Below are 23,487 nucleotides of genomic sequence, written 5' to 3' on the forward strand. Positions count from 1 at the left end.
TGTTGTTATTCTTGCCAGTCAGGCGATGGTTTGCTGTTCGCTGCGGCGCGCCCGTTTCGCCAGATACATGGCTGCATCGGCCTGATCACACAGCACGCTGGCACTCATGCCCGCCTGATAGACGGCAAAGCCGACACTCACCTCTGCCACCAGCTGACGACCATCACGCAGCGCCACCGGTTCGCTCATCGCCTGCTGGATGCGGCCAATCACCTCTTCCACCTCATGCTGTCGCTGGAGTGGGCCAACCAGCACCGCAAACTCGTCACCACCGAGGCGAAACACCAGATCATCCGGACGCAGTTGATGTTGCACCCGTCTTGAGAGCGCGATCAGCACATCGTCACCGGCGTTGTGCCCCAGCGTGTCATTAATTTGCTTGAAGCGATCGCAGTCGAGATAGAGCAGCGCAAACCCCTCTTGCTCGCCGAGGGAGATGGCCTGCGCGAGCCGCGCTTCAAACAGGGCGCGATTGGGCAGTCCGGTGAGGGCATCGTGAGTCGCCTGATGGAGCAGGCTGGCATTTTCGCGGGCCTGCTGGGCCTGCCAGGCTTGCAGCTCGTCCAGCAGGGAGTTGAAGTCATCCCCCAGCTCGTTAATCTCGACGATATCGGCCGGTGGCACCCGCATCCCCAAGGTGCGCTGTCGGCGTACCGAGTGGGCGACAAGTGCCAGTTTGCGCAGCGGTGCGGTGATGGAGACCTGCATCCGGTCAGCCACATAGAGTGCCACCATGGCGCTCAGCATCAGGCAAACCACCATCACCAGCAGCGCCGAGAGCAAAAACAGCAGCAGGTATTCACCGTGGCCGCGCAGCTCGATGGTGGCGATCTGCTCACCACCCCGCAGCATGGGGAGCTGGACAGGCCCCGGCATCAGCAGTTGGGCCAGATAGTCTTCGAGCGTCACCAGCGGGTTGCTTCTGGGGCGCTCCCAACTGGCAAGCAGCTGACCGTTGGTCAGCACGATAGTGGCTTGGGCCACCTCTTCCTTGGCAACGATACCACTGAGCGCCTCGCTCGCCGCCTCCTCATCGTGGAACACCACCGCCGCCTCGGCGCTGTAGCTGATGGCGCGGGCTACCAGCTCCAGATTGTGGTCGGCGTAAAAACGCACTACCAGCAGGGCCACCAGAGTAAAAAAGAGTCCTGCCACGCTGACGGCTGTGATGGCGGCCACCAGATGGGTTCGCCCCAGGCTCTGACGCAGGGTCAGACGGCGGGGAGCCGCGCTCACCTGTCGTCTCATGGGACCCCCTTGTCGGCATGGGCCAGCTTGAGCACGGCGGGATGCACCCGCACGCCGCTCAGGGCCAGGGCATCGAGGTTTACTTTAAACCGCACCCGCACGCTGTCCGGCGAGGTCTGCAGGCAGAACACCGAGCTGGTGGAACAGTCGTGGTTGTATTCGCTGATGCTGAGCACAGGGTGCCCCTGCAGGCGGGCAAACAGCGCAATCCGGGTCGGCTCGTCGAGCACTCCCAGATAGAGCACATCGCAGTGATCGCTGATGGCCGGATCGCTCGCCTCGTAACGATGGACCTGCACGGTACGGCCATTGGCCTGACGATCGATGGTAAAGAGGGCGCCGGCATATTCGGTCGGCGCCGCCACACACATGCGCAGCACCGCAGGCTCGGTGGGCCAGCGGGTATAACTCATGATATCGAGCACCAGCTCCCTGACCGCCGTCGCCCGGCTCTCTGCGGCCGTTTCCGCCAGCGCGCGGGGCAACAGCAGGCCAAACGCAACCAACAGGAGCGCCAGACGGGCAGTTAAACGGGGGGAAAAGAGTAACAGCATGATCGGGAGGTGGTCGCCTTGACAATACCGCTGCTATGGCATTGCGGTTCGGGTACATGAACCCAGATAGTAAGTTGGCTGACACTGGCCTGACAAGTCTCACCCCGCCATCATCTACCGAGTTCGTGTAAAGAAAACAGAGAGCCCGTCTGGTAACGGGCTCTCTGGTGGCAGGCATCAAGGCGGAAATCACTTCTTGCTGATGCCATATTCCCGCAGCTTGTTGGCGATGGCGGTATGCGACACGCCCAGGCGTTTGGCCAGCTGGCGCGTCGACGGGAAGGCGGGATAGAGCCGGGCCAGCAGCTGGCTCTCGAAGCGCTTCACCGCATCGTCGAGATTCCCCTCAAACCACTCGTCGATCAGCGGTATGGTATCGGCCGCCACCGGCAGGTCGATCTGCTCGGGCCCCAGCTCATCCCCTTCCAGCAGGGTCATGGCACGGTAGAGACAGTTGCGCAGCTGACGCACGTTGCCCGGCCAGCGATAGGCGGTCAGGTAGTCGGCCATGTTGCGGGTAAAACGCGGACGGGGTCGCTGCAACTCGCTGGCAAAGCGGGAGACAAACTGCTGGGCCAGCACCATGATGTCCGCCTTGCGCTCGCGCAGGGGGGGCAGCGCCAGACTGAGCACGTTAAGGCGATAGTAGAGATCCTCGCGGAAGGTTCCTTCGTGCACCAGATCCAGCAACTGCTTCTGGGTGGTGCAGATGAAACGCACGTTGACCTTCACCTCCTGCTCGTCACCGACCCGGCGGAACACCCCATCCTGCAGCACCCGTAAAAACTTGGTCTGCAGATGGGGAGACATGTCGCCGATCTCGTCCAGCATCAGGGTGCCGCCGCTCGCCAGCTCCAGCACGCCGCGCTTGCCCTCGGTGTTGTTGCCAAAGGCGCCGGGGGCATAACCAAACAGCTCGCTCTCGGCCACGTTATCGGGCATGGCGGCGCAGTTGAGGGCCATAAAGGGGTGGCTGGAGCGCAGGCTGGCCCCGTGACAGGCTCGGGCCAGCAGCTCCTTGCCGGTACCGGTCTCACCGACAATCAGCAGCGGCGCGTCCTGCATCGCCAGTTTGCGCGCTTGCGACAGCACCTCTTTCATCTTGGGGCTCTCGGCCTGCAGATGCTCGAAGCCCCCCACTTCCACCGCATGAAGCGCGCTGAAGTGCAGGCCGACCCGACGGGCAGATTTGAGCACCACCACGGCCCCGGCCAGCGCCTGCTTGCCGCGGGCTTCTGCCACGAACAGCGGCATCAGATCTGCCAGATACTCTTCGCCATTGAAACTGAGCTTGCAGGTCTGCGGCTTGATCTCGCTCGCCTCCAGCCAGCGGGTGAAGGAGAAACCCTTGACGAGCGAACCGAGCGCCACGCCGCGTACCTCCTCCACCGGCAAGCCGAGGGTGGTGAGGGCAGACTGGTTGGCCTGGGTCACCTTGCCCTTGCTGTCGAGGGAGAAGACCAGATCCGGCAGCGCCTTGAGCAACGCCTCGATCTCGTGATGCTCTCGCTCGGAAGGCATGTAGGGGATGGTCTTGACGTCGTAGACGCCGGGAATGCGGCGGATCTCCGGCATCAGGTGCTGAAAATCACTGAACTCCAGCTCGGGAAAGTTGAGATAGATGATGCCTGAGGTATCGATTTCGATGCCGCGCAGATCGATATTGTGCTCCACCAAGCGGTCGAGCAGTTCCCGGGTCAGGCCCAGGCGGTCTTCACAGCTGACTTCAAGACGCATTCGGGACACACTTCCTAGCTAACTCTATGAATGAGCGGATAATACAGTCTCGATCCCCCCAGTGCGAGCGCCAGCCCATAAAAATGCGGGCCTGCCCCGCTTTCGCAGGCAGGCCCGGGTCAACCGATGACGCTGGTGTGGGGTGCGATTACCGGAGCAACTGATCGGTACGCGCCGCCATGATGAAGTCGTTGCGGTGTAATCCGCCGATCTTGTGCGTCCACCAGCTGACGGTCACCTTACCCCACTCGGTCAGGATGGCCGGATGATGGAACTCCGCTTCTGCCAGCTCGCCCAGGCGGTTGGTAAACGCCAGCGCCTCCTTGAAGTTGCGAAATGTAAATTCTCGCCGCAGTTGCAGCGCCCCCTCCTCCACCAGCGGCTGCCAGTCGGGAATAAGCTGCATCAGCTCGCGCAGCTCCTCATCGCTCACCTTGGGGGCATCGGCGCGACACGCTTCACACTGTTGGCTGGCCAGTTCGGACATGGGTTACTCCTGCTTGAATTAATGAAAAATTAATGAAAATGAAATAGGGTTGTTTGCTTTTGGTCAGCTCGCCTGTTTGCCAGCGGGAACCTCAAAACGTGGCGGATAGAGGCCAAGCCGACTGGCCTCCGCCAGAGCAGCCATGATCTCCTCCCCGGTCAGCTGGTAGAGATGATCGAGACTCGGCAGCACAAAATAGGTGGGCTGCATGATGTCGATGCGATACGGGGTGCGCAGCACGGTCAGCAGATCGAAGGGTTGCAGCAGCGGCTTGCCACAGAGGGCATAAGCGGTCTCGCCGATGGAGGATAGAATGCCGCCACCGTAGATACGCAGCCCGTCAGGTGTCGCCAAGAGGCCAAACTCCACGGTGAACCAGTAGAGCCGCGCTAGAAAGACCCGTTGTTCCTTGCTCGCCTGTTGCCCCAACTGACCGTAGAGGTGGGTGAAGTGGGCAAAGGCCGGATTGGTCAGCATGGCGCAGTGGCCGAAGATCTCGTGAAAGATATCGGGCTCTTGCAGGTAGTCGAGCTCGTCCCGGCGCCGGATAAAGGTCGCCACCGGAAACTGACGATTGGCCAGCAGGGCGAAGAAGCGATCGAACGAGATAAGCGCAGGCACCGCCGTCACCGACCAGCCGGTCGCAGGCTGCAAGACGGCGTTGATCTCGGCCAGCTGGGGGATGCGATCACGGGGCAGCCCCAGCCTGTCGAGACCGGCCAGATACTCGTTACACCCCTTGCCAGCAAGAGCGGCGAACTGACGTTCGATCAGGATCTGCCAGGTGCCGTGCTCTTCGTTGCTGTAGTGGATCACCCCGTCAGCATCCGGCTGGTGGGCGGTGTAAAAGGTTGCCATAGCGGTTCCATCCTCTGGCGCCATATCAAGGCGCCTTGCCGTTTCATCACGGCTTCACTGTAACGAAATGGCAACAAAAAAAGCAGCCGACTCATGAGTCGGCTGCCTGAAAGAGTTGTAAATAAATTGTGACAACCGCTATTAATCTCCAGCAGCCATCAAGGCTTATTGAGATACCCCGCCAGCTGGCCGATCAGCCGCTTGCGCAGCTCACCGAGTTTGGGTTTCTCGTCCGCACACCAGGGCAGCGGGCGGCACGCCTCTATAGTACGCAGGCCAAGGCGAGCGGTGAGCAGACCGGCCCCCACCCCTTGCGCCGCGCGGGCAGAGAGCTTGGCGGCAAACTCGGCGCCCAGCAAGTCCATCCCCACCTCGGTCACCAGCTCGGTGGCACCGGCGTAGAGCATGTTGCGAAACACCTGACGGGTGAGGCGTATGCGGCTCCAGTAGCCGAGCTCGATGGCGTAGACATCGGCGATATCTTCGATCATCCGCAGGTTGCGCCACAACATCAGCATCATGTCGACGGTGGCGAGCGGGCTCAGCGCAACCAGCACCGCGGCCTCCCCCGACCATTTGGCCACCCGCGCCTGGGCCAGCTTGTCACGCTCGCCGAGTACCAGCTGACTGTAAAGGGTCAGCACTTCCCGATCGCTGTGGCTCTCGTCGAGCTGGGCCAGCCAGGTTTGATACCCCTCGCGCCCCTTGTCGCCACTTTTGACCGCCAACCCTTCGCAAAAGGCCTGCCCCTGCCCGACTCCCTGATGAGCAAGCAGATCTTCTGCGCGCGAGCGCACATCCTGGCGCCGCTTGAGGGTGCGCAGCCGCAGCCACTCGCGCCCCACCACGCTGGCGGTTCCCGCAGCCACCAGCGCCGAGGCTGCCAGCCAGGCGCTGCCCCAGAGCGGGGTGGTGAGGAATTGATCGTAAAGGAAAGCGCCATACTGGCCCAGCGAGAGCAGACCGACCGCCCCCAGCCCCCACGCCAGTAGCCGATGACGGCGGCGCGGTTTGCTGACGAGGGCGCTCTCCACCTCGGTGAACTCGTCCAGCTCGTCGAGACGCTCGAAGCTCGCCTCCTCCAGCCGCTGGGCCGGTGCGGGCGGGCGCTCGTCACTGGTCACCGTCAAGGCAGGCTCAAGGATCACCTTGCCCTGCAGCGGTGGCCGCTCTTTTATCTGATCGTTCATCGCATTGTTCTCCTGTGCGCAGCCTTCGGCTCAGGTGCCAAGACTGCACACCGTTATTCGAGGTGATCCCCGAGCAGAAACTCCAGCGCCGCATCGAGCCGGATATGGGGCAGCGCCTGATGGGGGCTCATGGGCATGGGGCGAAACGCCTGAAAATCAAAGCCCTGATTGTTCCACCACTGCGCAGGCGGAATATGGGGCGGCACCTCCCCGGGGAACAGCAGCAGCGGCTCACCGCTCAGGCTGGTGCCACGGATGGCGGGGAACTCGCGGCCATTGGCCACACCCTTGCCAACTTCGGTCGCCTTGATGGCGGCGAGCGCCAGACACTCGGTGGTGATCCCCTCAAAACGGGCCTGCCCGCGGCCACTGCGCACCAGATGCTGGAGCAGGGAGACCATGGGCACATGCTGTTCGGGGGTGACGTGATCGGCCTTGCTCGCCACAAACAGCAGCTTGTCGATACGGGGCGAGAAGAGTCGCCGCCACCAGTTGCTCTTGCCGTAGGCAAAGCTCTCCATGATGCGGGCGATGGCCTGCTGCATGTCGCCAAAGCTGGCTGCCCCGGCGTTGAGGGGCTGCAGGCAATCCACCAGCACGATCTGGCGATCAAAGCCGGCAAAATGCTGCTCATAAAAACCCTGCACCAGATGCTGCTTGTACTGCTCGAAGCGCTGCTTGAGAGTGGCGTAAAGAGTGCCATCGGCGGGCTCGCTATCAGGCATCTCCCACACCCAGGGGACAAATTGCAGCATGGGGGCACCGGCATACTCCCCCGGCAAGACGAAGCGGCCGGGCTGGATCAGGTGCAGCCCCAGCTCCTGTTTGCAAGCGTGTAGATAGGCGTTGTAGCGCTCGGCCAGCTCAGCCACCGGTCGCTCTTCGAAGCGCTGCTCAGCCTGCCACCCGGGTGTCAGCCAGCTGGCGGCGAGCGCCTGCAGCTCTGGGCGACGAAGTTGCTCGCGCACCTGTTCGCTCCACTGCTCGTAGTTCATCTCCAGCAGCGGCAAGTCGAGCAGCCACTCCCCGGGGTAGTCCACCAGATCCACGTAGAGGGTCGAGATCTCCCCCAGATGTTTGCGCAGGGGATGACGGGTGCGATAACGGATTTCGAGGCGCACTTCGGCCACGCCGCGGGTGGGCTCGGGCCAGGCCGGCGGCTCGCCAAACAGGGCGTCGAGGCCACGTTCGTAGGCAAAGGTGGGAATGTGGGCATTGAGCTGCGGCACCCGGCGGGCGCCGAGGATGCGCCCCTGACGCAGGGCATCCCACAGGGGCAGGCGGCCATCGATGGCCGCGTGTTCCAGCTGGTTGACCAGCGCCGTGATAAAGGCGGTTTTGCCGCTGCGAGAGAGGCCGGTCACCGCCAGCCGAATATGGCGATCCCGCACCCGGTTCACCACGTCGTTCGCCTTGTGTTGCAGGCGAGTCAACTTCTGTTCCAGTTTATTGAGTATCAAGGCTTGACCCGTTCTCCCTTGGTGGTTGCATCTGGATAGCTGGTGTCGATGGTGGCGCATCACGGGAGGCGCCGCCATCGACATGGGGGCTTCAGCAAGCACTACAGCTTGCGAAACTCCCGCTGCAGGGTGAACTCCCTGGAGGTCACCAGCTTCTCGATCCGCTGAACTCTAGGCTCCAGCGCGTCAAGTTCCTGCGCGATGCGGCCCAGCGCCTGATGCGGGGTGATCCCCGCCTGCCAGCTGCGGGCCTTCATCCGCACCTCGGCAAAGTCGGCGTCCTCTTGCGAATAGAGGGTGACCGGCTTTTTGTCGAGCAAGAACCAGGCGGCGATATAGGCGGTGAAGGTGATGAAACCGGCGAAGATGAGGCCACTGATGGCGAGCAACCGCACGATCCAGGTCTCCACCCCGAAATACTCAGCCAAACCGGCACAGATCCCGGCTATCTTGCCACGCTGGGGATCACGATAAAGGTTACGCCCTTCACGACTGACACTGCTCATACCTTGTTCCTCCAACCGGGTACTTCCGCATCCAGAATCGATTCCAGCGCGCCCACTCGCTCCTGCATCTTCTCGGTGCGAGCCAGCAGCCCTTGCAGCTGTTCCCGCTCGCTATCAGCAAGACCGGCGCCAATCCGCCCCTTGGCACGATAGTGCAGCACCAGCCAGATGGGGGCAACCACCACCATGAAGACCACCATGGGAACCATCAATACGCCCAGCAGATCTTCCATCTGTTACTCCCCCTGTTTGCCTTCGCTTTTGCTGTCGCCCTGGCCCAGCTTCTGGCGCATGGCTTCCAGCTCACGACTTATCTGATCGTCCACTTCCAGCTCGGCAAACTGCTGCGCCAGCGCCTTGTCGGACTGACCCAGATCGGCGCGCGCTTCCATTTCGTCGATGCGACGCTCCATCCGCTCAAACTTGCTCACCACCGCCTGGCTCTCGCCACGGGCTACCTGGCTCTGCACATTGAGACGGCTGCTGGCCGCTTCGGTGCGAATAGCCATCGCCTTTTGACGGGCGCGGGCATCTTCCAGCTTGGCTTCGAGCTGGCGGATCTCCTCACCCAGCTTCTCGATACCGCTGTCTACCGCCTGCTGCTCGCGGTAGAGGGTCTCTGACAACTCGGTCTGTTTCTTCTTCTCGATAAGGGCGGCGCGGGCCAAGTCTTCACGCCCCTTGGTCAGGGCCAGCTCGGCCTTGGCTTGCCACTCGTCGACCCGCTCCTGATGACGGGCGACCTGACGGCCAATCTCTTTCTGGCTGGCGAGGAAGCGAGCCAGATTGGAGCGCTCCTTGACCAGCTCGTCCTCCATCTCCTGGATGATCAGGCGCACCATCTTCTGGGGATCTTCTGCCTTGTCGAGCAGGGCCGTCAGGTTGGAATTGATGATGTCGGCCAGACGGGAAAAAATACTCATGATTGCACTCCTGTTATTGGCATCGCGTTGTTTCTCCATTGACAATGGCAACTTGTGTGCCAATCTGGAACAAAATTTAACTTGTTGATTTATATGGGGCAGAATAGCCGAATTGCAAGATGTCTCGCGCAAGAGATGATTAAAATCACCAACTTTTGGTAAGATTGACCAGCTTATACAACTGACAGGGATCACTATGACCACGGCCACGGAAAGCCTGCTGGGGGCATCCAACGCATTTCTCGAGATCATTGAGCAGGCCTCACGGCTCGCCCCGCTGCGCAAACCCGTGCTGATCATCGGTGAGCGGGGGACGGGCAAGGAGCTGATCGCCCACCGCCTACATTATCTCTCGGCGCGCTGGGATCAAAGCTTTGTCACCATCAACTGTGCCACTCTGAGCGAGAGCCTGCTGGAAACCGAGCTGTTCGGTCACGAGGCGGGATCGTTTACCGGCGCGGCCAAGCGCCACCAAGGCCGCTTCGAGCGGGCCGATGGCGGCACCCTGTTCCTCGACGAGCTGGCCACCACCAGCGCCCGGGTGCAGGAGAAGCTGCTGCGGGTCATCGAGTATGGCGAGTTCGAGCGGGTGGGTGGGGCCAAGCCCCTCAAGGTGGATGTGCGACTGGTCTGCGCCACCAACGAGGATCTCCCTGCGCTGGCCGACAAGGGGCAGTTTCGCCACGATCTGCTCGACCGGCTCGCGTTTGATGTGATCACCCTCCCCCCCTTGCGAGAGCGGCGGGAAGATATCCTGATGCTGGCGGAGCACTTCGCCCACAGCATGACCCGGGAGCTGGGCTATCCGCTGTTTGCCGGTTTCTCGCGCAAGGCAACCCAGCTACTGCTGGATTACCACTGGCCGGGTAACGTGCGGGAGCTGAAGAACGTGGTGGAGCGCAGCATCTATCGTCAGGGCAATCCCCAGCTGCCGCTCTCGACCCTGGTGCTCAACCCGTTTGATTCCCCCTGGCGACCACAGGTCACGCAACCTGCGCAAGAGGCCCGAAGCGAGGTACAATCTGCATCCCCCCTCGCCTTGCCGCTCGATCTCAAGCAGGCGGTGGCGGAGTACGAGATTAATTTACTCAAGCAAGCGATGCAGCAATCCCAGTATAATCAGCGCAAAGCCGCTCAACTGCTGGCCTTAAGCTATCACCAGTTCCGTGGCATGCTACGCAAATATCAGCTGCTGGATGGCGATAACGATGCAGAACAAGAGTGAAGGAGCGCGGTTGATGCCGACTCCAGCAACACGCCAGCCTTCGCGCTGGCACATTTGTATCAAAACGTGCGTACAAAACCCCTATAAGAACATGGTTCAACAATGAGAATGCTCACACCCTTGCTGCTGGGTCTGCTGGTGCTGGTCACCGGCTGCCAGAAGCAACCCGAGGCCTCCAAAACCGGACTCATCTATTGTGCTGAGGGATCCCCCCTCTCCTTCAATCCCCATGTTTCCAACTCCGGGGTGACACTGGATGCCAGTGCCCGTCCGCTCTACGACCGCCTGCTGGAGGTGAACCCCAACACCCTGGCGCTGGAGCCGGCGCTCGCCACCAACTGGCATGTCAGCGAGGATGGCCTCACCTATACCCTGACCCTGCGCAAGGGGGTGACGTTTCACCATACCCCCTGGTTCAAGCCCACCCGCACCTTCAATGCCGATGACGTGGTCTTTACCTATGCCCGCCAGCTGGACGAGCAGCACCCCTATCACAATGTCTCCGGCGGCGATTACCCCTACTTCTACAGCCTGGGGCAAGATCTGCTGATCAAGCGGGTGAGCAAGAAGGGGCCGCAGACGGTGGTATTCGAGCTGAATCAGCCGAACGCCTCCTTCCTCGCCACCCTGGCCAGCGACTATGCGGTGATCCTCTCCGCCGAATACGCCGAGCAAATGTTGCAGGCGGGCACGCCAGCCCTGCTGGATAGCCGCCCCATCGGCACCGGGCCGTTCAGCTTCAAGGAGTATCGCCACAACGAGTTCATTCGCTATCTGCGCCACCCCGGCTATTGGGGTGGAGATGCCAAGATTGAACAGCTGGTCTACGACATCACCCCCAAATCCGCCAAACGGCTGGCCAAGCTGCTGACCGGCGAGTGCGACGTAATGAGCACCCCTTCCGCCAGCCAGCTCTCGGTGATCAAGCAAAATCCGGCGCTCAGTCTCTCGGTCCAGTCGGGGATGAACGTCGCCTTTTTGGCCCTCAATACCCGCAAGCCGCCGTTCAACAACGTCAAGGTGCGTCAGGCCATTGCCAGCGCCATCAATATCGACAACCTGCTTCAGGCGGTCTATTTCGATACCGGCCTGCCCGCCAACAGCCTGCTGCCGACCCTCTCATGGGGGTACAACCCCAGCCTGCCCGAGCGCAAACCCGACCTGAAACGGGCGCGCCAGCTGCTCAAGGAGGCGGGGCTGGAGAAAGGATTCGAGATGCAGGTGCTGGTGCAACCGGACGCCCGCCCCTACAACCCGGATGCGGTCAAGACCGCCCAGCTGATCCGCAGCGATCTGGCCAAGGTCGGGATCAAGCTCAAGATCGTGCAACGGGAGTGGCCGGTGATCGAAGGCCGCCTCACCAAGGGGCAGTACGACAGTCTGCTCTCCGGCTGGATTGCCGACAACGCCGATCCGGACAACTTCTTCCGCCAGCTGCTGAGCTGCTCGGCAGTGGAGCGCGGCAACAACTACAGCCGCTGGTGTAGCCCGGCCTTCGATCAGTTGCTGGATGATGCGGTCACCACGCCCCAGCTCTCGTTCCGGCTGCGCAACTACTACTATGCCCAGACCCTGCTCAACGAACAGCTGCCGCTGATCCCGCTGGCGCACGCCTTGCGTACCCAGGTCAGCCGCAGCGACATCGAGGGGCTGACGCTGATGCCCTTTGGCGGCACCTCCTTCAACCAGGCTCACAGGGAGTAAGCATGCTTCTATACACCTTGCGCCGCATCAACCTGCTGCTTATCACTCTGCTGGCGCTGACCTTTGTCGCCTACCTGCTGGACTATCGGCTGATCGGCAATCAGCTCAGCTTCTGGAGCGGCTATCCCGACTTCCTGCGCCGCATTTTCGCAGGTGACCTGGGGCTCTCCAGCGTCTCCGGGCTACCGGTGCTGGACGAGATCCGCCACTACTTCCCGGCGACCCTGATCCTCTGTCTGGCGGCGTTCGCCATCTCGCTGCTGGTGGGCATTCCTCTCGGCACCCTGGCGGCCCTGTCACAGGGAAAGACGCTGGATCTCTCCATCATGACTGCTGGTCTTATCGGCTATGCGGTGCCGGTGTTCTGGCTGGCACTGCTGGTAGTGATGCTCTTTTCGCTGGATCTCGGCTGGTTGCCGGCATCGGGCCAGATCAGCCTGCTCTACGACGTCCCCCCCATTACCGGCATCGCGGTGATCGATGTGCTGCTCAGCAACGAGCCCTGGCGGCAAGCGGCGCTGCACGATGCCCTGCGCCACCTGATCCTTCCGTCACTGGTGCTGGCGGTGGTGCCCACCACCGAGGTGATCCGCCATGTGCGCAGCTCCCTCATCGATGTGATGAAGCAGAACTACATCAAGGCGGCGGCGAGCCGAGGACTCTCCAAGGCGCAGATCGTCTGGCGCCATGGTCTGAAGAACGCCCTGCCGCCGGTACTGCCGCTGCTGGGTCTGCAACTGGGCAGCGTGCTCACCTCCGCCATGATCACCGAGGTGGTGTTCGAGTGGCACGGGATCGGCCGCTGGCTCATCAGCAGCATCGCCCTGCAGGATTACGCCGCCATTCGCGGCGCGACCCTAGTGGTGGCCAGTTTTGTGATCCTGACCAGCGTCAGCACCGAGTTGCTGACCACCCTTATCTATCCGGCACGGCGCAAAGAGTTGTATGCCAAACAAGATTGAACGCGCTCATGGCGTGACCAGGAGCCAGGTATCCTATGCAAGATAAATCGAACATCTATCCCGAGCTCAAGATCCTCTCGCCCCTTGAGCAGACGTGGGCCTCCTACAGCCGCAATCCGCTGGCGATGGCAGGGCTCTGGTGCTTTTTGCTGTTGCTGCTCATCACGCTGGTGGGGCCGCTGGTCGTCCCCTACGGCATCGATGAACAGCACACCGACAAGCTGCTGCTGGCCCCCTCGTGGGCGGCGACCGGCAACATCGACTACTTCCTCGGCACCGACGATCTGGGGCGTGACATGCTCTCCCGGCTGGTGGTGGGGGCGCGCCTCACTTTCGGTTATGCGCTGGTCGTAGTAGTGATCGCCATGGTGGTGGGCTCCGCCATCGGTATCCTCGGCGGCATGAGCAAGGGGCTTAAATCGAGCGTGCTGCACCACCTGCTCGATACCCTGCTCTCCATCCCCTCCCTGCTGATGGCCATCATCATGGTCGCCATCATGGGGCCGGGTTTTGGCAATACCCTGATAGCCATTACGCTCGCCTTGATCCCGCCCTTTATCCGGGCCACCTACAACGCAGTACATGCCGAGATGCAGAAGGAGTACATCACCGCCAGCCGCCTCGATGGCTCGCCCCCCTTCCGGATCATGCGTCTGGCTATTTTGCCCAACATTGTCGAGACCCTGGTGGCCCAGACCACCCGCACCTTGTCGGCAGCCATTCTCGATATCTCGGCGGTCGGTTTTCTCGGCCTCGGCGCCCAATCTCCCCAACCGGAGTGGGGCACCATGCTGGCCGATTCGAGCGACCTTATCTATCTCGCCCCCTGGACCGTCACCCTGCCCGGCATCGCCATCCTGTTCAGCGTGCTGGTGACCAATTTAGTTGGTGAAGGCATTCGTGAAGCACTCAAAGAGGGGAATGACTGATGCCGCTGCTCGACATTCGCAATCTCACCATCGAGATCGACACCCCGCAAGGCAAGGTCAAGGCGGTGGACAAGGTGAGCCTGACCCTGACCGAGGGGGAGATCCGCGGTCTGGTGGGTGAATCCGGCTCCGGTAAAAGTCTGATCGCCAAGGTGATCGTCGGCATCGAGAAGGACAACTGGACGGTACGTGCCGACCGGATGCGCTTCAACGACATGGATCTGCTGACCATGGCCCCCAAGGAGCGCCGTCGCATCATGGGCCGCGAGATCGCCATGATCTTCCAGGACCCCATCAGCTGTCTCGACCCCTCCGAGGAGATCGGCACCCAGCTGGAAGAGGCGATCCCGACCGATTCGTTCGAGGGACAATTCTGGCAGCGCTTCCAGTGGCGCAAGAAGAAGGCCATCGCCCTGCTGCACCGGGTAGGCGTCAAGGATCACCGCAAGGTGATGCGCGCCTATCCCCACGAGCTGTCGGATGGCATGTGCCAGAAGGTGATGATCGCCATGGCCATTGCCAACCAGCCGCGTCTGCTGGTAGCCGACGAGCCCACCAGCGCCATGGAGTCCACCACCCACTCCCAGATCCTGCGACTGCTGGACAAGATGAACAAGCTGGGCAATACCACCATCCTGATCATCAGTAACGATATCGCCGCCATCGCCAACCTGACCGATACCATCAACGTGATGTACTGCGGCCAGATGGTGGAGGTAGGCACACGGGAGCAGATCCTCGAGACCCCGCACCACCCCTATACCGATGCCCTGCTCAAATCGATCCCCGACTTTGACAAGCTGGTGCGCCACAAGTCGCGCCTCGAGACCCTGCCCGGCGTCATCCCGCCGCTGCAACACCTGCCCATCGGCTGCCGTCTGGGGCCGCGCTGCCCCTACGCCCAGAAGCAATGCGTGCAGACTCCGTTGATGAACAAGATCAAGGGCCATCAGTTCAGCTGCCACTTCCCGCTGAACATGGAGGAGCCAAAAAAATGATGATCGTTAATGCCCCCATGAAGGAGCCCCGCTTGTGATCGAGCCATCCCTGTTGCAGGTCAGAGGCCTTAGCAAAACCTACCAGAACCGCACCGGTCTGTTCCGTCGTCAGGCGGTGGAGGCGATCAAGCCCCTCTCGTTCGATCTCGAAGTGGGTCAGACCCTCGCCATCGTCGGCGAAGCTGGCTCCGGCAAGAGCACCCTCGCCCGCATTCTGGCCGGGATGATCGAGCCCACCAGCGGCGACATCGCCATCGACGGCCAGCTGATGGTGCATGGCGATTACCAGACTCGCTGCAAACTGCTGCGGATGATTTTTCAGGATCCCAACACCTCGCTGAACCGCAAGATCCGGGTCGGCCAAATTCTGGAGACCCCGCTGCGTCTCAACACCGAGATGACTGAAGAGGAACGCCGCGAGAAGGTGGTGCAGACCCTGCGTATGGTGGGGATGCTGCCGGATCACGCCCTGTTCTATCCGCAGATGCTCTCCTCCGGTCAGCAGCAGCGGGTGGCGCTGGCGCGGGCGCTGATCCTCAACCCCAAGATAGTGGTGGCCGATGAGGCGCTCTCCACCCTGGATATCTCGGTACGCTCCCAGATCATCAATCTGCTGCTGGAGATGCAGGAGACCATGGGGCTGAGCTATGTGCTGGTAGCCAACGATTTGGGTATCGTCAGCCATATCAGCGACGAGGTGCTGGTAATGCACGAAGGTCGGGTGGTGGAGCGCGGCAAGACCCTCAAGGTGTTTGCCGATCCCCAGCATGAGGTGACTCGCCGACTCATCCAGAACTACAACAACGAATACCGCAAATAGAGAGGCGCTGGCCACCTCCCTTGCCGCTGTGTTTCGCCGAGCTCACTCGGCAGGATCAAAAAAGCCCACTGCATGCAGTGGGCTTTCTGTTACCAGCGTTGCTGCTTAGGCTTGCAGCAGCAGACGGTTGATGCGGGAGACGAAGCTCGCCGGATCGTTCAGCCCGCCCTGCTCGGCCAGCTGGGCCTGTTCGTGCAGCAGGGTGACCCACTCACCGAACAGTGCCTCGTCTTCAATGGTGTCGAGTTTCTTCACCAGCGCGTGATCAGGGTTGAGCTCCAGAATGTACTTCTGCTCCGGTACCGGCTGGCCGGCGGCGCGCATCAGCTTGATCATCTGGGTGCTCATACCGTAAGCGTCGGTGACGATGCAAGAGGGGGAGTCGGTCAGACGGTGAGTGACGCGCACCTCTTTCACTGCATCGCCCAGGCTCTTCTTGACCCGCTCGACGAGACCGGCGTTGGCTTTTTCGGCCTCTTCCTGCGCCTGCTTGGAGGCTTCGTCTTCCAGATCGCCGAGATCCAGTTCGCCACGGGTGACGGAGATGAGCTGCTTGCCGTCGAACTCGGTCAGGTGGCTCATCAGCCACTCATCCACACGCTCCCACATCAGCAGCACTTCGACCCCCTTCTTGCGGAAGATCTCGAGGTGCGGGCTGTTCTTGGCAGCGGCATAGGAGTCAGCAGTGATGTAGTAGATCTTCTGCTGGCCTTCCTTCATGCGGCCAACGTAATCCTCAAGAGAGACGGTCTGGGCTTCGCCTTCACCAGCGGTGCTGGCAAAGCGCAGGAGCTTGGCGATCTCTTCGCGGTTGGCGTAATCCTCGGCCGGGCCCTCTTTGAGCACGTTACCGAACTCTTTCCAGAACTTGGCGTACTTCTCGGCATCGTCTTTCGCCAGCTTGGAGAGCATGTTCAGCACGCGCTTGGAGCAAGCCTTGCGCAGAGAGGCGGTCACCTTGTTGTCCTGCAGGATTTCACGGCTGACGTTGAGCGGCAGATCGTTGGAGTCCAGCACCCCTTTGACGAAACGCAGGTAGGTCGGCATAAACTGCTCGGCGTCGTCCATGATGAAGACGCGCTGTACGTAGAGCTTCAGACCGTGCTTCTGCTCGCGGTTGTAGAGGTCGAACGGAGCGCGGGCCGGAACGTAGAGCAGGCTGGTGTACTCCTGCGCCCCTTCCACCCGGTTGTGCCCCCACAGCAGCGGATCTTCAAAGTCGTGGGCGACGTGCTTGTAGAACTCCTGATACTCCTCGTCCTTGATATCTTTCGGGTTGCGGGTCCACAGTGCAGTGGCGCGGTTGACCTGCTCCCACTCGCCCGGGGTGCCGACGATGGTTTCGCCATCCTCTTCGCGATCCGGGGTACCCTCTTTGAACATCTCGACAGGTACGCTGATGTGATCGGAATATTTGCCCACCACGGAGCGCAGACGCCAGTCGTCGAGGAACTCGTCCTCTTCGGCACGCAGGTGCAGGATGACATCGGTACCGCGACCCTCTTTGGTCACATCAGCGACGGTGAAGGAGCCTTCCCCTTCCGATTCCCACTGTACGCCCTGCTCCGGAGCAGTACCGGCGGCGCGGGACACCACGGTCACCTTGTCGGCCACGATAAAGGCGGAGTAGAAACCGACCCCGAACTGACCGATCAGCTGAGAATCCTTGCCCTGATCGCCGGAGAGATTTTTGAAGAATTCTGCGGTGCCGGACTTGGCGATGGTACCCAGATGCTCAATCACCTGATCACGGGTCATACCGATCCCGTTATCGGAGATGGTCAGGGTACGCTTCTCTTTGTCCACCACCAGACGCACACGCAACTGGCCGTCGTTTTCGAACAAAGAGGCATCGGAAAGCGCCTTGAAGCGCAGCTTGTCCGCCGCATCGGATGCGTTGGAGATCAGCTCGCGCAGGAATACTTCTTTGTTGGAGTAGAGGCTGTGAGCCATCAGGCTCAGCAGTTGTTTGACTTCAGTCTGAAAGCCGTGGGTTTCGGCATGAACACTTTGGGTCATGGACCAATCCTCAGAAACATCGGGTTGAACATACGCCCAACCTAGATGGGGACAGCGATCCAAATATCAAGGGGGCGAATGTGCAATCCTGCTCATTCGCCCCCTGTTGGCGTGTAACCGCCGATTTTATGTTCAGTTTTTCGTGACTTGCCTGCCGCCACCCGCCCCTTACTTGAGGCGCTGGCGCCCCATCAGGGAGTGGGAGAGCGTGGTGCCATCCACCAGCTCCAGCTCGCCCCCCACCGGCACGCCATGGGCGATGCGGCTTACCTCCACCCCGGCAGCACGGGCCATATCAGCGATATACCAGGCGGTGGCATCCCCCTCGATGGTGGGGTTGGTGGCGAGGATCAGTTCGTTGATCGCCTCATCCTTCAGGCGACGCTCCAGAATATCGAGCCCCAGCTCCTCGGGGCCGATACCATCGAGCGGCGACAGATGGCCCATCAGCACAAAGTAACGACCGGAAAACTGGCCGGTCTGCTCGATGGCGGCCACGTCCGCCGGGCTCTCCACCACACAGAGCAGACCATTCTCTTCCCGCTTGGGATTGGCGCAGATATCGCAGCGATCGTTCTCGGTAAAGGTGCGGCAGTGGCTGCAATGACCAATCTCGGTCAGGGCGCGGGAGAGCAACTGGGCCAACCGCAAACCGCCGCTGCGCTCACGCTCGAGCAGGGTAAAGGCCATCCGCTGGGCAGACTTGGGCCCCACCCCAGGCAATACCTGCAGGGCTTTCATCATCTCATCGAGCAGGGGACTGAACTTCATAACACTCCTTACACGGGCCTGCCCCTCGCCACCACCAGGGCCACGACGGGTCAGCAAAACAGGATAACGCCATTGGCGCAGGACTATACCCGAGCCCGCCGCCCATCGCCATCGGCTTGCCCACAGCGCTCGCAAAAACGCGGATAGCAAAAAGCCCTGATGGAAACATCAGGGCTTTTCAATCTGGCAGTGCATGTGGTGTGAGCGTCAAATTCGCAGCAGCAAATCATCGACTATTCTGCATTGCCACTTTTTAAGACGAACCGCGACACAGGACAAACCAAGCGAGGTTTATCGCTCTGCACTGCTGGCACCCACATTAGGATGGCGCTTAAAAACAAAAAACCGACCATCAGGTCGGTTTTTGCAATGTGGCGGTGAGGGAGGGATTCGAACCCTCGATACGTTGCCGTATACACACTTTCCAGGCGTGCTCCTTCAGCCACTCGGACACCTCACCAAATTTTGGTCTGTGGTTTAACGTGTTCAGCCAACACGGTATTCGCTGCGCTGTTGCGCTGGAACGGGGCGTAATGTAAGGGATACGATGGCTTTTGGTCAATGCAATTTTTTACTTTTTGCGTTCGTTTGCTCAATATCCGAACCAAGTGACCAAAAATATGCCGTTTCGTATCCCTTTCAATCAATTTACTGCCGCTTCGTGCAAATGTTCACCTTTGAGCGCCTCTTCCAGCGAGCCGTAAAATTCCAGCTTGCCGGGCTGCGGCCGCACTTTGGCACGGGCCAGGGTCTTGAGCGGTTGGAACTGCAACTCGGCCACCCGCAACTCGACACCGGCTTTAGCCATCTGCTTGCCAAAGTGGAGGAAGGCTGACAGGCCGCCCGCATCGAGGATGGAAACCGCCTCCATCTGCAACACCAGCACCTTGTGCCCTTTCACTTGCGCTTCCAGCTCGGCAAAGACCCGTTCGGCCGCTGCGAAGAAGAGCGGGCCGTTGATCTTGTAGAGCAGGCCATTGTTCGGCACCTCATGGGCATAGCGCTTGTGTTCGGCCAAATCGTGCAGTTTGGTCATCTTGGCGATTTCGCGCATAAAGAGCAGGGAAGCCAGGATCACCCCGAAAGTGATGGCGATGACCATGTCGAAAATGACGGTGAGCGACAGGCAGACCAGCAGCACCAGCACATCGGATTTGGGCGCGCGACGGATCAGCTCCACCACCTTGTGCGCTTCACTCATGTTCCAGGCCACGATGAGCAGCAAGGCAGCCATGGCCGAGAGCGGCAACCAGGAGAGCCAGGGGGCCAGCACCAGAATGGCGGCCAGCACCACCAGCGCATGGACGATCCCCGAGACGGGGGACGTAGCGCCGGCACGCACGTTGGCGGCAGAGCGGGCGATGGCGGCGGTAGCGGTAATGCCGCCAAAGAAGGGGGCGAAGATGTTGCCAAGCCCCTGCCCCACCAGTTCGGCGTTGGAGCTGTGTTTGCGACCGGTCATGCCATCGAGCACCACGGCGCAGAGCAGCGACTCGATCGCCCCCAGCATCGCCATGGAGAAGGCGGCAGGCAGCAGCCGCTCAACAGCCGCCAGGTTCCATTCAACTGGCAAGCCATCCGGTCCGGGCAAGGCCCAGGGCATCACCAGGGTCGGCGCGATGGGCGGGATCCCCATCCCCTGGGTGCCATCAGCCAGGGTATAGCTGAACTTGCTGCCGATGGTGGCCACATCCACCCCAAAGTAATGGAGACCAAAACCCAGACCTACCCCAACCAGCACTGCGGGCAGGTGGCCAGGCACCGGCAGACGCAGGCGTGGCCAGAGCAGCAGCACGGCCAGCGTTGCGACCCCCACCAGGGTATCGCCCCACTGCCAGCTTGGCAGGGCGGCGGCCAGCGCTTCGACCTTGCCCAGATAGGTTTCCGGCATCTCGGGCACGCTCAGTCCAAAGAAGTCCTTGACCTGCAAGGTGGCGATCACGATGGCGATACCACCGGTAAAGCCCAGCGTCACTGACGGGGGAATGTACTCGATAAGGCGGCCAAGACGGGCCATCCCCATCGCCACCAGAAAAAGGCCGGAGATGAGCGTCGCCATCAACAGACCACCGACCCCGAACTGCTGGGCGACAGGATAGAGGATCACCACAAAGGCAGCGGTCGGGCCGGAGATGGAGTAGCGGGAGCCACCGGTCACGGCGATCACGATTCCGGCAATGATGGCGGTATAGAGACCGTGTTGCGGCGGCACACCGCTGGCGATGGCCAGCGCCATGGCGAGCGGGATGGCGATGATGCCCACCGTCACACCGGCGATAAGATCACGGCCGAAGCGGGCCATGCTGTAGGGTTCATCAATACAGGACTGGCGTAAGGCTATGGCGAGCTTCACGCTATTTAAAGAGGCTTGCTTGTGCATGTATATCGTAATACCAGAAGAGGGAGATAAAGGCCGGAGAGATCCGGCGCCCGATCATCATCAAGGGCCGGCAGGGCTGTCGACGCGGCGATGGTATCCTGCGTAACCTTACTCCAGACGGGCCATTTTTTCGATGGGCAGGATCAATGAAACACGCGCTCACCCATTATTTGGCCTATTTGCCGCCAAATCGCCGATCTTGACTCCAGCTATCCCCCTTTTAGCGACAAAGATTACCATTTGAGCTTCATCGGGTTGCCAGCACGTTCGCGACATCATGCTGTCATCATCAGGTTGATGCGAACCGAACCAATGCCCCCTGCGCCGGTTGGGGGGAGCGATGGCAAGGGACTGATTGTGCTGAAAATAAACCGCAAAGCGCAACTTTTGGGCAAACAGTCTGAAAATCCCGTTTTCGGGAAATTCGCGGGTTGACACCCGCCGCCCTGGTCATTAATATTCGCCCCGTCTTAACGAGACAGGCAATTCCTCCTTAGTTCAGTCGGTAGAACGGCGGACTGTTAATCCGTATGTCACTGGTTCAAGTCCAGTAGGAGGAGCCAATTCCCTCGTAGTTCAGTCGGTAGAACGGCGGACTGTTAATCCGTATGTCACAGGTTCAAGTCCTGTCTTTGGATTGAGAAAAGAGCCCAGTTTTATAACTGGGATTTTTCGTATCTATCTATCCATTGTTTCAAGCTGAGCCAGCTACCCCTCACCGCTTGCTCTGCCACATTCCCCTCGCAGTGAACGATCCACTCTCCCTGTTTTCTCTCAACTCAAATTCGACTGACGATTACTCCGGTCCCTATCCGGTCAGCTCAGCTGGTAAATGGGTCACGATTTAGCCCAAACCAGAAGTCATACCCTCCCCTGACGTAAATCCCCCCAGAAAAACCCTCCGGTCACAGCTTCCGGTCTTTCTGCTGGGAGACCATGGGGATGCTCAGACCGGAGCAAGTGGCTCTGGCGTGGAGATAGCGTAGATTGAAAGATGGAGCCGTCATTCCGCACCTAATTTTGGCTTTTTCAAAGCTTGACGGCGATCGGCCATTCTGATCTATTACTCTCTTTTGCAGGTAGATCATCATGGCCGCTATCGCTATCCGTAACCTCGATCACCTTGGTTTGGTCGCCGCACTCTGCCAAGAACTGGGAATTGCCCGCATGATTGATGCGGTGCTCCCCAAAACACCGCCTTTCAAGGTCTCACACGGTGACGCTTTGGTGGCCATGATAGTGAACGGCCTCGGCTTTCACAGCAGCACCCTGCACATGTTCCCACAATTCTTCGCTAACAAGCCGGTTGAGCGCCTGATTGGCCCCGGGATCTGTGCAGATGATCTCAATGATGATGTGCTCGGGCGCTGTCTCGATGCCCTCTTTGAGGCCGATGTCAGCACCTTGTATCAAGTGATGGCGGCGCAAGTCGTTGAGCGACTGGGGCTCAACAGCACCGCAGTGCACCTCGATATCACCAGCTTCCACGTCGATGGCGCCTATGACCAGGCCGATGGGGACACGATCGGTAAGCTGCAATTGGTGCGGGGTTATAGTCGAGATCATCGGCCAGAGCTGAACCAGGTTATCCTGGAACTCATCTGTGAAAATCAGGCCGGGCTACCCATCTACATGCAGGCCCTCAGTGGCAACAGTAACGACACCAAAGCCTTTGCCCAGACTGTTCGTCGCCACTTGAGCAGCCTCAAGGCTGCGCAGGATTGCCGTTATCTGGTCGGCGATGCAGCACTGTATTGTGCCGAGACCTTGCAACTGCTGGCGCAACAGCAGCAACTGTTTGTCACCCGGGTGCCGGTCACGTTGAACGAGGCCAAGCAGGCCGTGGCAACGATTGGCACCCAGTCGCTGGTTGCGCTGGGCAATGGTTATCATGGCTGTTGGCAATCCGCCCATTATGCCGGCGTCGCGCAGCGCTGGTTGCTGGTGCGCAGCGAACAGGCCAGCAACCGTGAGCAGCAAACATTGGCTAAAAACCTGCTTAAAGAGAGCACCCGCGAGCTCAAAGCCTTCGCCAAATTGTGTGCCAAACGCTTTGCCTGCCAAGCGGATGCACAGGCCGAATTGAGTCGTTTTAGCGCCAGCTTGATGCTGCTGCAACTGGATGCCGAGGTGGTGAGTGACCCCGTTTATGCCGGTTGTGGCAGACCGAAAAAGGGGGAAGCACCGGTCAGCTACCAGTTTCACATCAGTGGTGTGGCGGCAACCAGCTTGGCGCAAGTTGAAGCGGCTCGCAACCAGACCGGGGTGTTCATCCTGGCGACCAATGACCACAGCGACACGCTGACCATGGCCGAACTGTTGGCCACCTATAAGGCACAGCAGAATGTCGAGCGAGGCTTTCGTTTTCTCAAGAGCCCGGAATTTTTAACCTCCTCACTGTACCTGAAAAAACCGGAACGAATTGAAGCGTTGCTGATGGTGATGACCTGTAGCCTGATGATTTATGCGGCCCTGGAGCACCGGATCCGGCAGGGGTTAGTGGCGCAGAACCGCAGTGTGGCAGATATGAAAAAGAAGCCGACCCAGCAGCCAACCGCCCGTTGGATCTTTTTGCGCTTTGGTGGCATCCATGAGTATCGACTGGGAGAAGCCCCGCCTCAGATAACGGAGCTAACAGGAGACCAGCAGATCATTTTGGAGGTATTGGGTGAACGCTACCGACAAATTTATTCCTAAATCAGGTGCGGAATGTAGG

20 protein-coding genes and 3 tRNA genes are annotated in these 23,487 nt (G+C 60.3%); 9 read left to right on the top strand and 14 right to left on the bottom strand.

Annotated elements, in window-relative coordinates; all coding sequences use genetic code 11:
• Nucleotides 1-18: 18 nt before the first annotated feature.
• The 10 genes from AB5Y84_RS09270 to pspA all read right to left on the bottom strand — a co-directional run bounded on the left by AB5Y84_RS09270 (nucleotide 19) and on the right by pspA (nucleotide 8,963).
• Nucleotides 19-1,248 (bottom strand): diguanylate cyclase, encoded by a 1,230-nt coding sequence (locus AB5Y84_RS09270; RefSeq protein ID WP_257725003.1) that lies wholly within the window; start codon nucleotides 1,246-1,248, stop codon nucleotides 19-21.
• Nucleotides 1,245-1,802, bottom strand: a complete 558-nt coding sequence (locus AB5Y84_RS09275) for a YfiR family protein (protein ID WP_005333646.1) — start codon at nucleotides 1,800-1,802, stop codon at nucleotides 1,245-1,247. The genes AB5Y84_RS09270 and AB5Y84_RS09275 overlap by 4 nt, the downstream gene beginning before the upstream one ends.
• 189 nt (nucleotides 1,803-1,991) lie before the next feature.
• A complete protein-coding gene (tyrR, locus tag AB5Y84_RS09280) occupies nucleotides 1,992-3,539 on the bottom strand; it encodes a transcriptional regulator TyrR (protein WP_139474193.1) in 1,548 nt (515 codons plus the stop codon).
• Between the two features lie 148 nt (nucleotides 3,540-3,687).
• On the bottom strand, nucleotides 3,688-4,026 hold the full coding sequence (locus AB5Y84_RS09285; RefSeq protein ID WP_042052889.1) for a 4a-hydroxytetrahydrobiopterin dehydratase: 339 nt from the start codon (nucleotides 4,024-4,026) through the stop codon (nucleotides 3,688-3,690).
• Between the two features lie 63 nt (nucleotides 4,027-4,089).
• Entirely contained in the window at nucleotides 4,090-4,884 is a 795-nt protein-coding gene (phhA, locus tag AB5Y84_RS09290; protein ID WP_368176815.1) for a phenylalanine 4-monooxygenase, read from the bottom strand.
• A 158-nt stretch (nucleotides 4,885-5,042) separates the two neighbouring features.
• Complete coding sequence (locus tag AB5Y84_RS09295; protein ID WP_257725005.1) at nucleotides 5,043-6,074, bottom strand: YcjF family protein; 1,032 nt, start codon at nucleotides 6,072-6,074, stop codon at nucleotides 5,043-5,045.
• Nucleotides 6,075-6,127: 53 nt separating this feature from the next.
• On the bottom strand, nucleotides 6,128-7,534 hold the full coding sequence (locus AB5Y84_RS09300; protein ID WP_257725006.1) for a YcjX family protein: 1,407 nt from the start codon (nucleotides 7,532-7,534) through the stop codon (nucleotides 6,128-6,130).
• A 101-nt stretch (nucleotides 7,535-7,635) separates the two neighbouring features.
• Nucleotides 7,636-8,040 carry an envelope stress response membrane protein PspC gene (gene pspC, locus AB5Y84_RS09305; protein ID WP_005333670.1) on the bottom strand — a complete coding sequence of 135 codons (405 nt, stop codon included), beginning with the start codon at nucleotides 8,038-8,040 and terminating at the stop codon, nucleotides 7,636-7,638.
• Nucleotides 8,037-8,273 carry an envelope stress response membrane protein PspB gene (pspB, locus tag AB5Y84_RS09310; protein ID WP_005333672.1) on the bottom strand — a complete coding sequence of 79 codons (237 nt, stop codon included), beginning with the start codon at nucleotides 8,271-8,273 and terminating at the stop codon, nucleotides 8,037-8,039. The genes pspC and pspB overlap by 4 nt, the downstream gene beginning before the upstream one ends.
• A gap of 3 nt (nucleotides 8,274-8,276) precedes the next feature.
• Nucleotides 8,277-8,963, bottom strand: coding sequence for a phage shock protein PspA (gene pspA / locus AB5Y84_RS09315; RefSeq protein WP_005361184.1), 687 nt, complete (start codon nucleotides 8,961-8,963; stop codon nucleotides 8,277-8,279).
• Nucleotides 8,964-9,159: 196 nt separating this feature from the next.
• On the opposite strand from pspA, the gene pspF reads away from it, so the two are divergent.
• From pspF to AB5Y84_RS09345, 6 genes are all read left to right on the top strand, one after another.
• Nucleotides 9,160-10,188, top strand: coding sequence for a phage shock protein operon transcriptional activator (pspF, locus tag AB5Y84_RS09320; protein WP_368176816.1), 1,029 nt, complete (start codon nucleotides 9,160-9,162; stop codon nucleotides 10,186-10,188).
• A 108-nt stretch (nucleotides 10,189-10,296) separates the two neighbouring features.
• The gene (gene sapA, locus AB5Y84_RS09325; protein ID WP_041202111.1) at nucleotides 10,297-11,892 is read left to right on the top strand and encodes an ABC transporter substrate-binding protein SapA; all 1,596 of its coding nucleotides are present in this window, start codon (nucleotides 10,297-10,299) and stop codon (nucleotides 11,890-11,892) included.
• A gap of 2 nt (nucleotides 11,893-11,894) precedes the next feature.
• On the top strand, nucleotides 11,895-12,854 hold the full coding sequence (locus AB5Y84_RS09330) for an ABC transporter permease subunit (protein ID WP_021231386.1): 960 nt from the start codon (nucleotides 11,895-11,897) through the stop codon (nucleotides 12,852-12,854).
• 35 nt (nucleotides 12,855-12,889) lie between these two features.
• Nucleotides 12,890-13,783 carry an ABC transporter permease subunit gene (locus AB5Y84_RS09335; RefSeq protein ID WP_005333677.1) on the top strand — a complete coding sequence of 298 codons (894 nt, stop codon included), beginning with the start codon at nucleotides 12,890-12,892 and terminating at the stop codon, nucleotides 13,781-13,783.
• Complete coding sequence (locus AB5Y84_RS09340; RefSeq protein WP_005333679.1) at nucleotides 13,783-14,781, top strand: oligopeptide/dipeptide ABC transporter ATP-binding protein; 999 nt, start codon at nucleotides 13,783-13,785, stop codon at nucleotides 14,779-14,781. The genes AB5Y84_RS09335 and AB5Y84_RS09340 overlap by 1 nt, the downstream gene beginning before the upstream one ends.
• 34 nt (nucleotides 14,782-14,815) lie before the next feature.
• Nucleotides 14,816-15,601 carry an ABC transporter ATP-binding protein gene (locus AB5Y84_RS09345; RefSeq protein WP_005333681.1) on the top strand — a complete coding sequence of 262 codons (786 nt, stop codon included), beginning with the start codon at nucleotides 14,816-14,818 and terminating at the stop codon, nucleotides 15,599-15,601.
• Between the two features lie 105 nt (nucleotides 15,602-15,706).
• Here the strand turns inward: AB5Y84_RS09345 and htpG are convergent, their stop codons facing one another.
• From htpG to dauA, 4 genes are all read right to left on the bottom strand, one after another.
• Nucleotides 15,707-17,620, bottom strand: a complete 1,914-nt coding sequence (gene htpG, locus AB5Y84_RS09350) for a molecular chaperone HtpG (protein WP_159158747.1) — start codon at nucleotides 17,618-17,620, stop codon at nucleotides 15,707-15,709.
• 168 nt (nucleotides 17,621-17,788) lie between these two features.
• Nucleotides 17,789-18,391 (bottom strand): recombination mediator RecR, encoded by a 603-nt coding sequence (recR, locus tag AB5Y84_RS09355; RefSeq protein ID WP_041210366.1) that lies wholly within the window; start codon nucleotides 18,389-18,391, stop codon nucleotides 17,789-17,791.
• 372 nt (nucleotides 18,392-18,763) lie between these two features.
• Nucleotides 18,764-18,851: transfer RNA gene (locus AB5Y84_RS09360), tRNA-Ser, on the bottom strand.
• A gap of 183 nt (nucleotides 18,852-19,034) precedes the next feature.
• Nucleotides 19,035-20,771: a C4-dicarboxylic acid transporter DauA gene (dauA, locus tag AB5Y84_RS09365; RefSeq protein WP_368176817.1), complete on the bottom strand. Its 1,737-nt coding sequence runs from the start codon at nucleotides 20,769-20,771 to the stop codon at nucleotides 19,035-19,037.
• A 487-nt stretch (nucleotides 20,772-21,258) separates the two neighbouring features.
• On the opposite strand from dauA, the gene AB5Y84_RS09370 reads away from it, so the two are divergent.
• From AB5Y84_RS09370 to AB5Y84_RS09380, 3 genes are all read left to right on the top strand, one after another.
• Nucleotides 21,259-21,334 (top strand) — tRNA-Asn (locus AB5Y84_RS09370).
• A gap of 10 nt (nucleotides 21,335-21,344) precedes the next feature.
• Nucleotides 21,345-21,402: transfer RNA gene (locus tag AB5Y84_RS09375), tRNA-Asn, on the top strand.
• 452 nt (nucleotides 21,403-21,854) lie between these two features.
• Entirely contained in the window at nucleotides 21,855-23,468 is a 1,614-nt protein-coding gene (locus AB5Y84_RS09380) for an IS1634 family transposase (protein WP_368176411.1), read from the top strand.
• Nucleotides 23,469-23,487: the final 19 nt, after the last annotated feature.

The sequence above is a fragment of the Aeromonas sp. s11 genome (genome assembly GCF_040907945.1).
In the GTDB taxonomy this organism is placed as follows: Bacteria; Pseudomonadota; Gammaproteobacteria; order Enterobacterales; family Aeromonadaceae; genus Aeromonas; species Aeromonas veronii.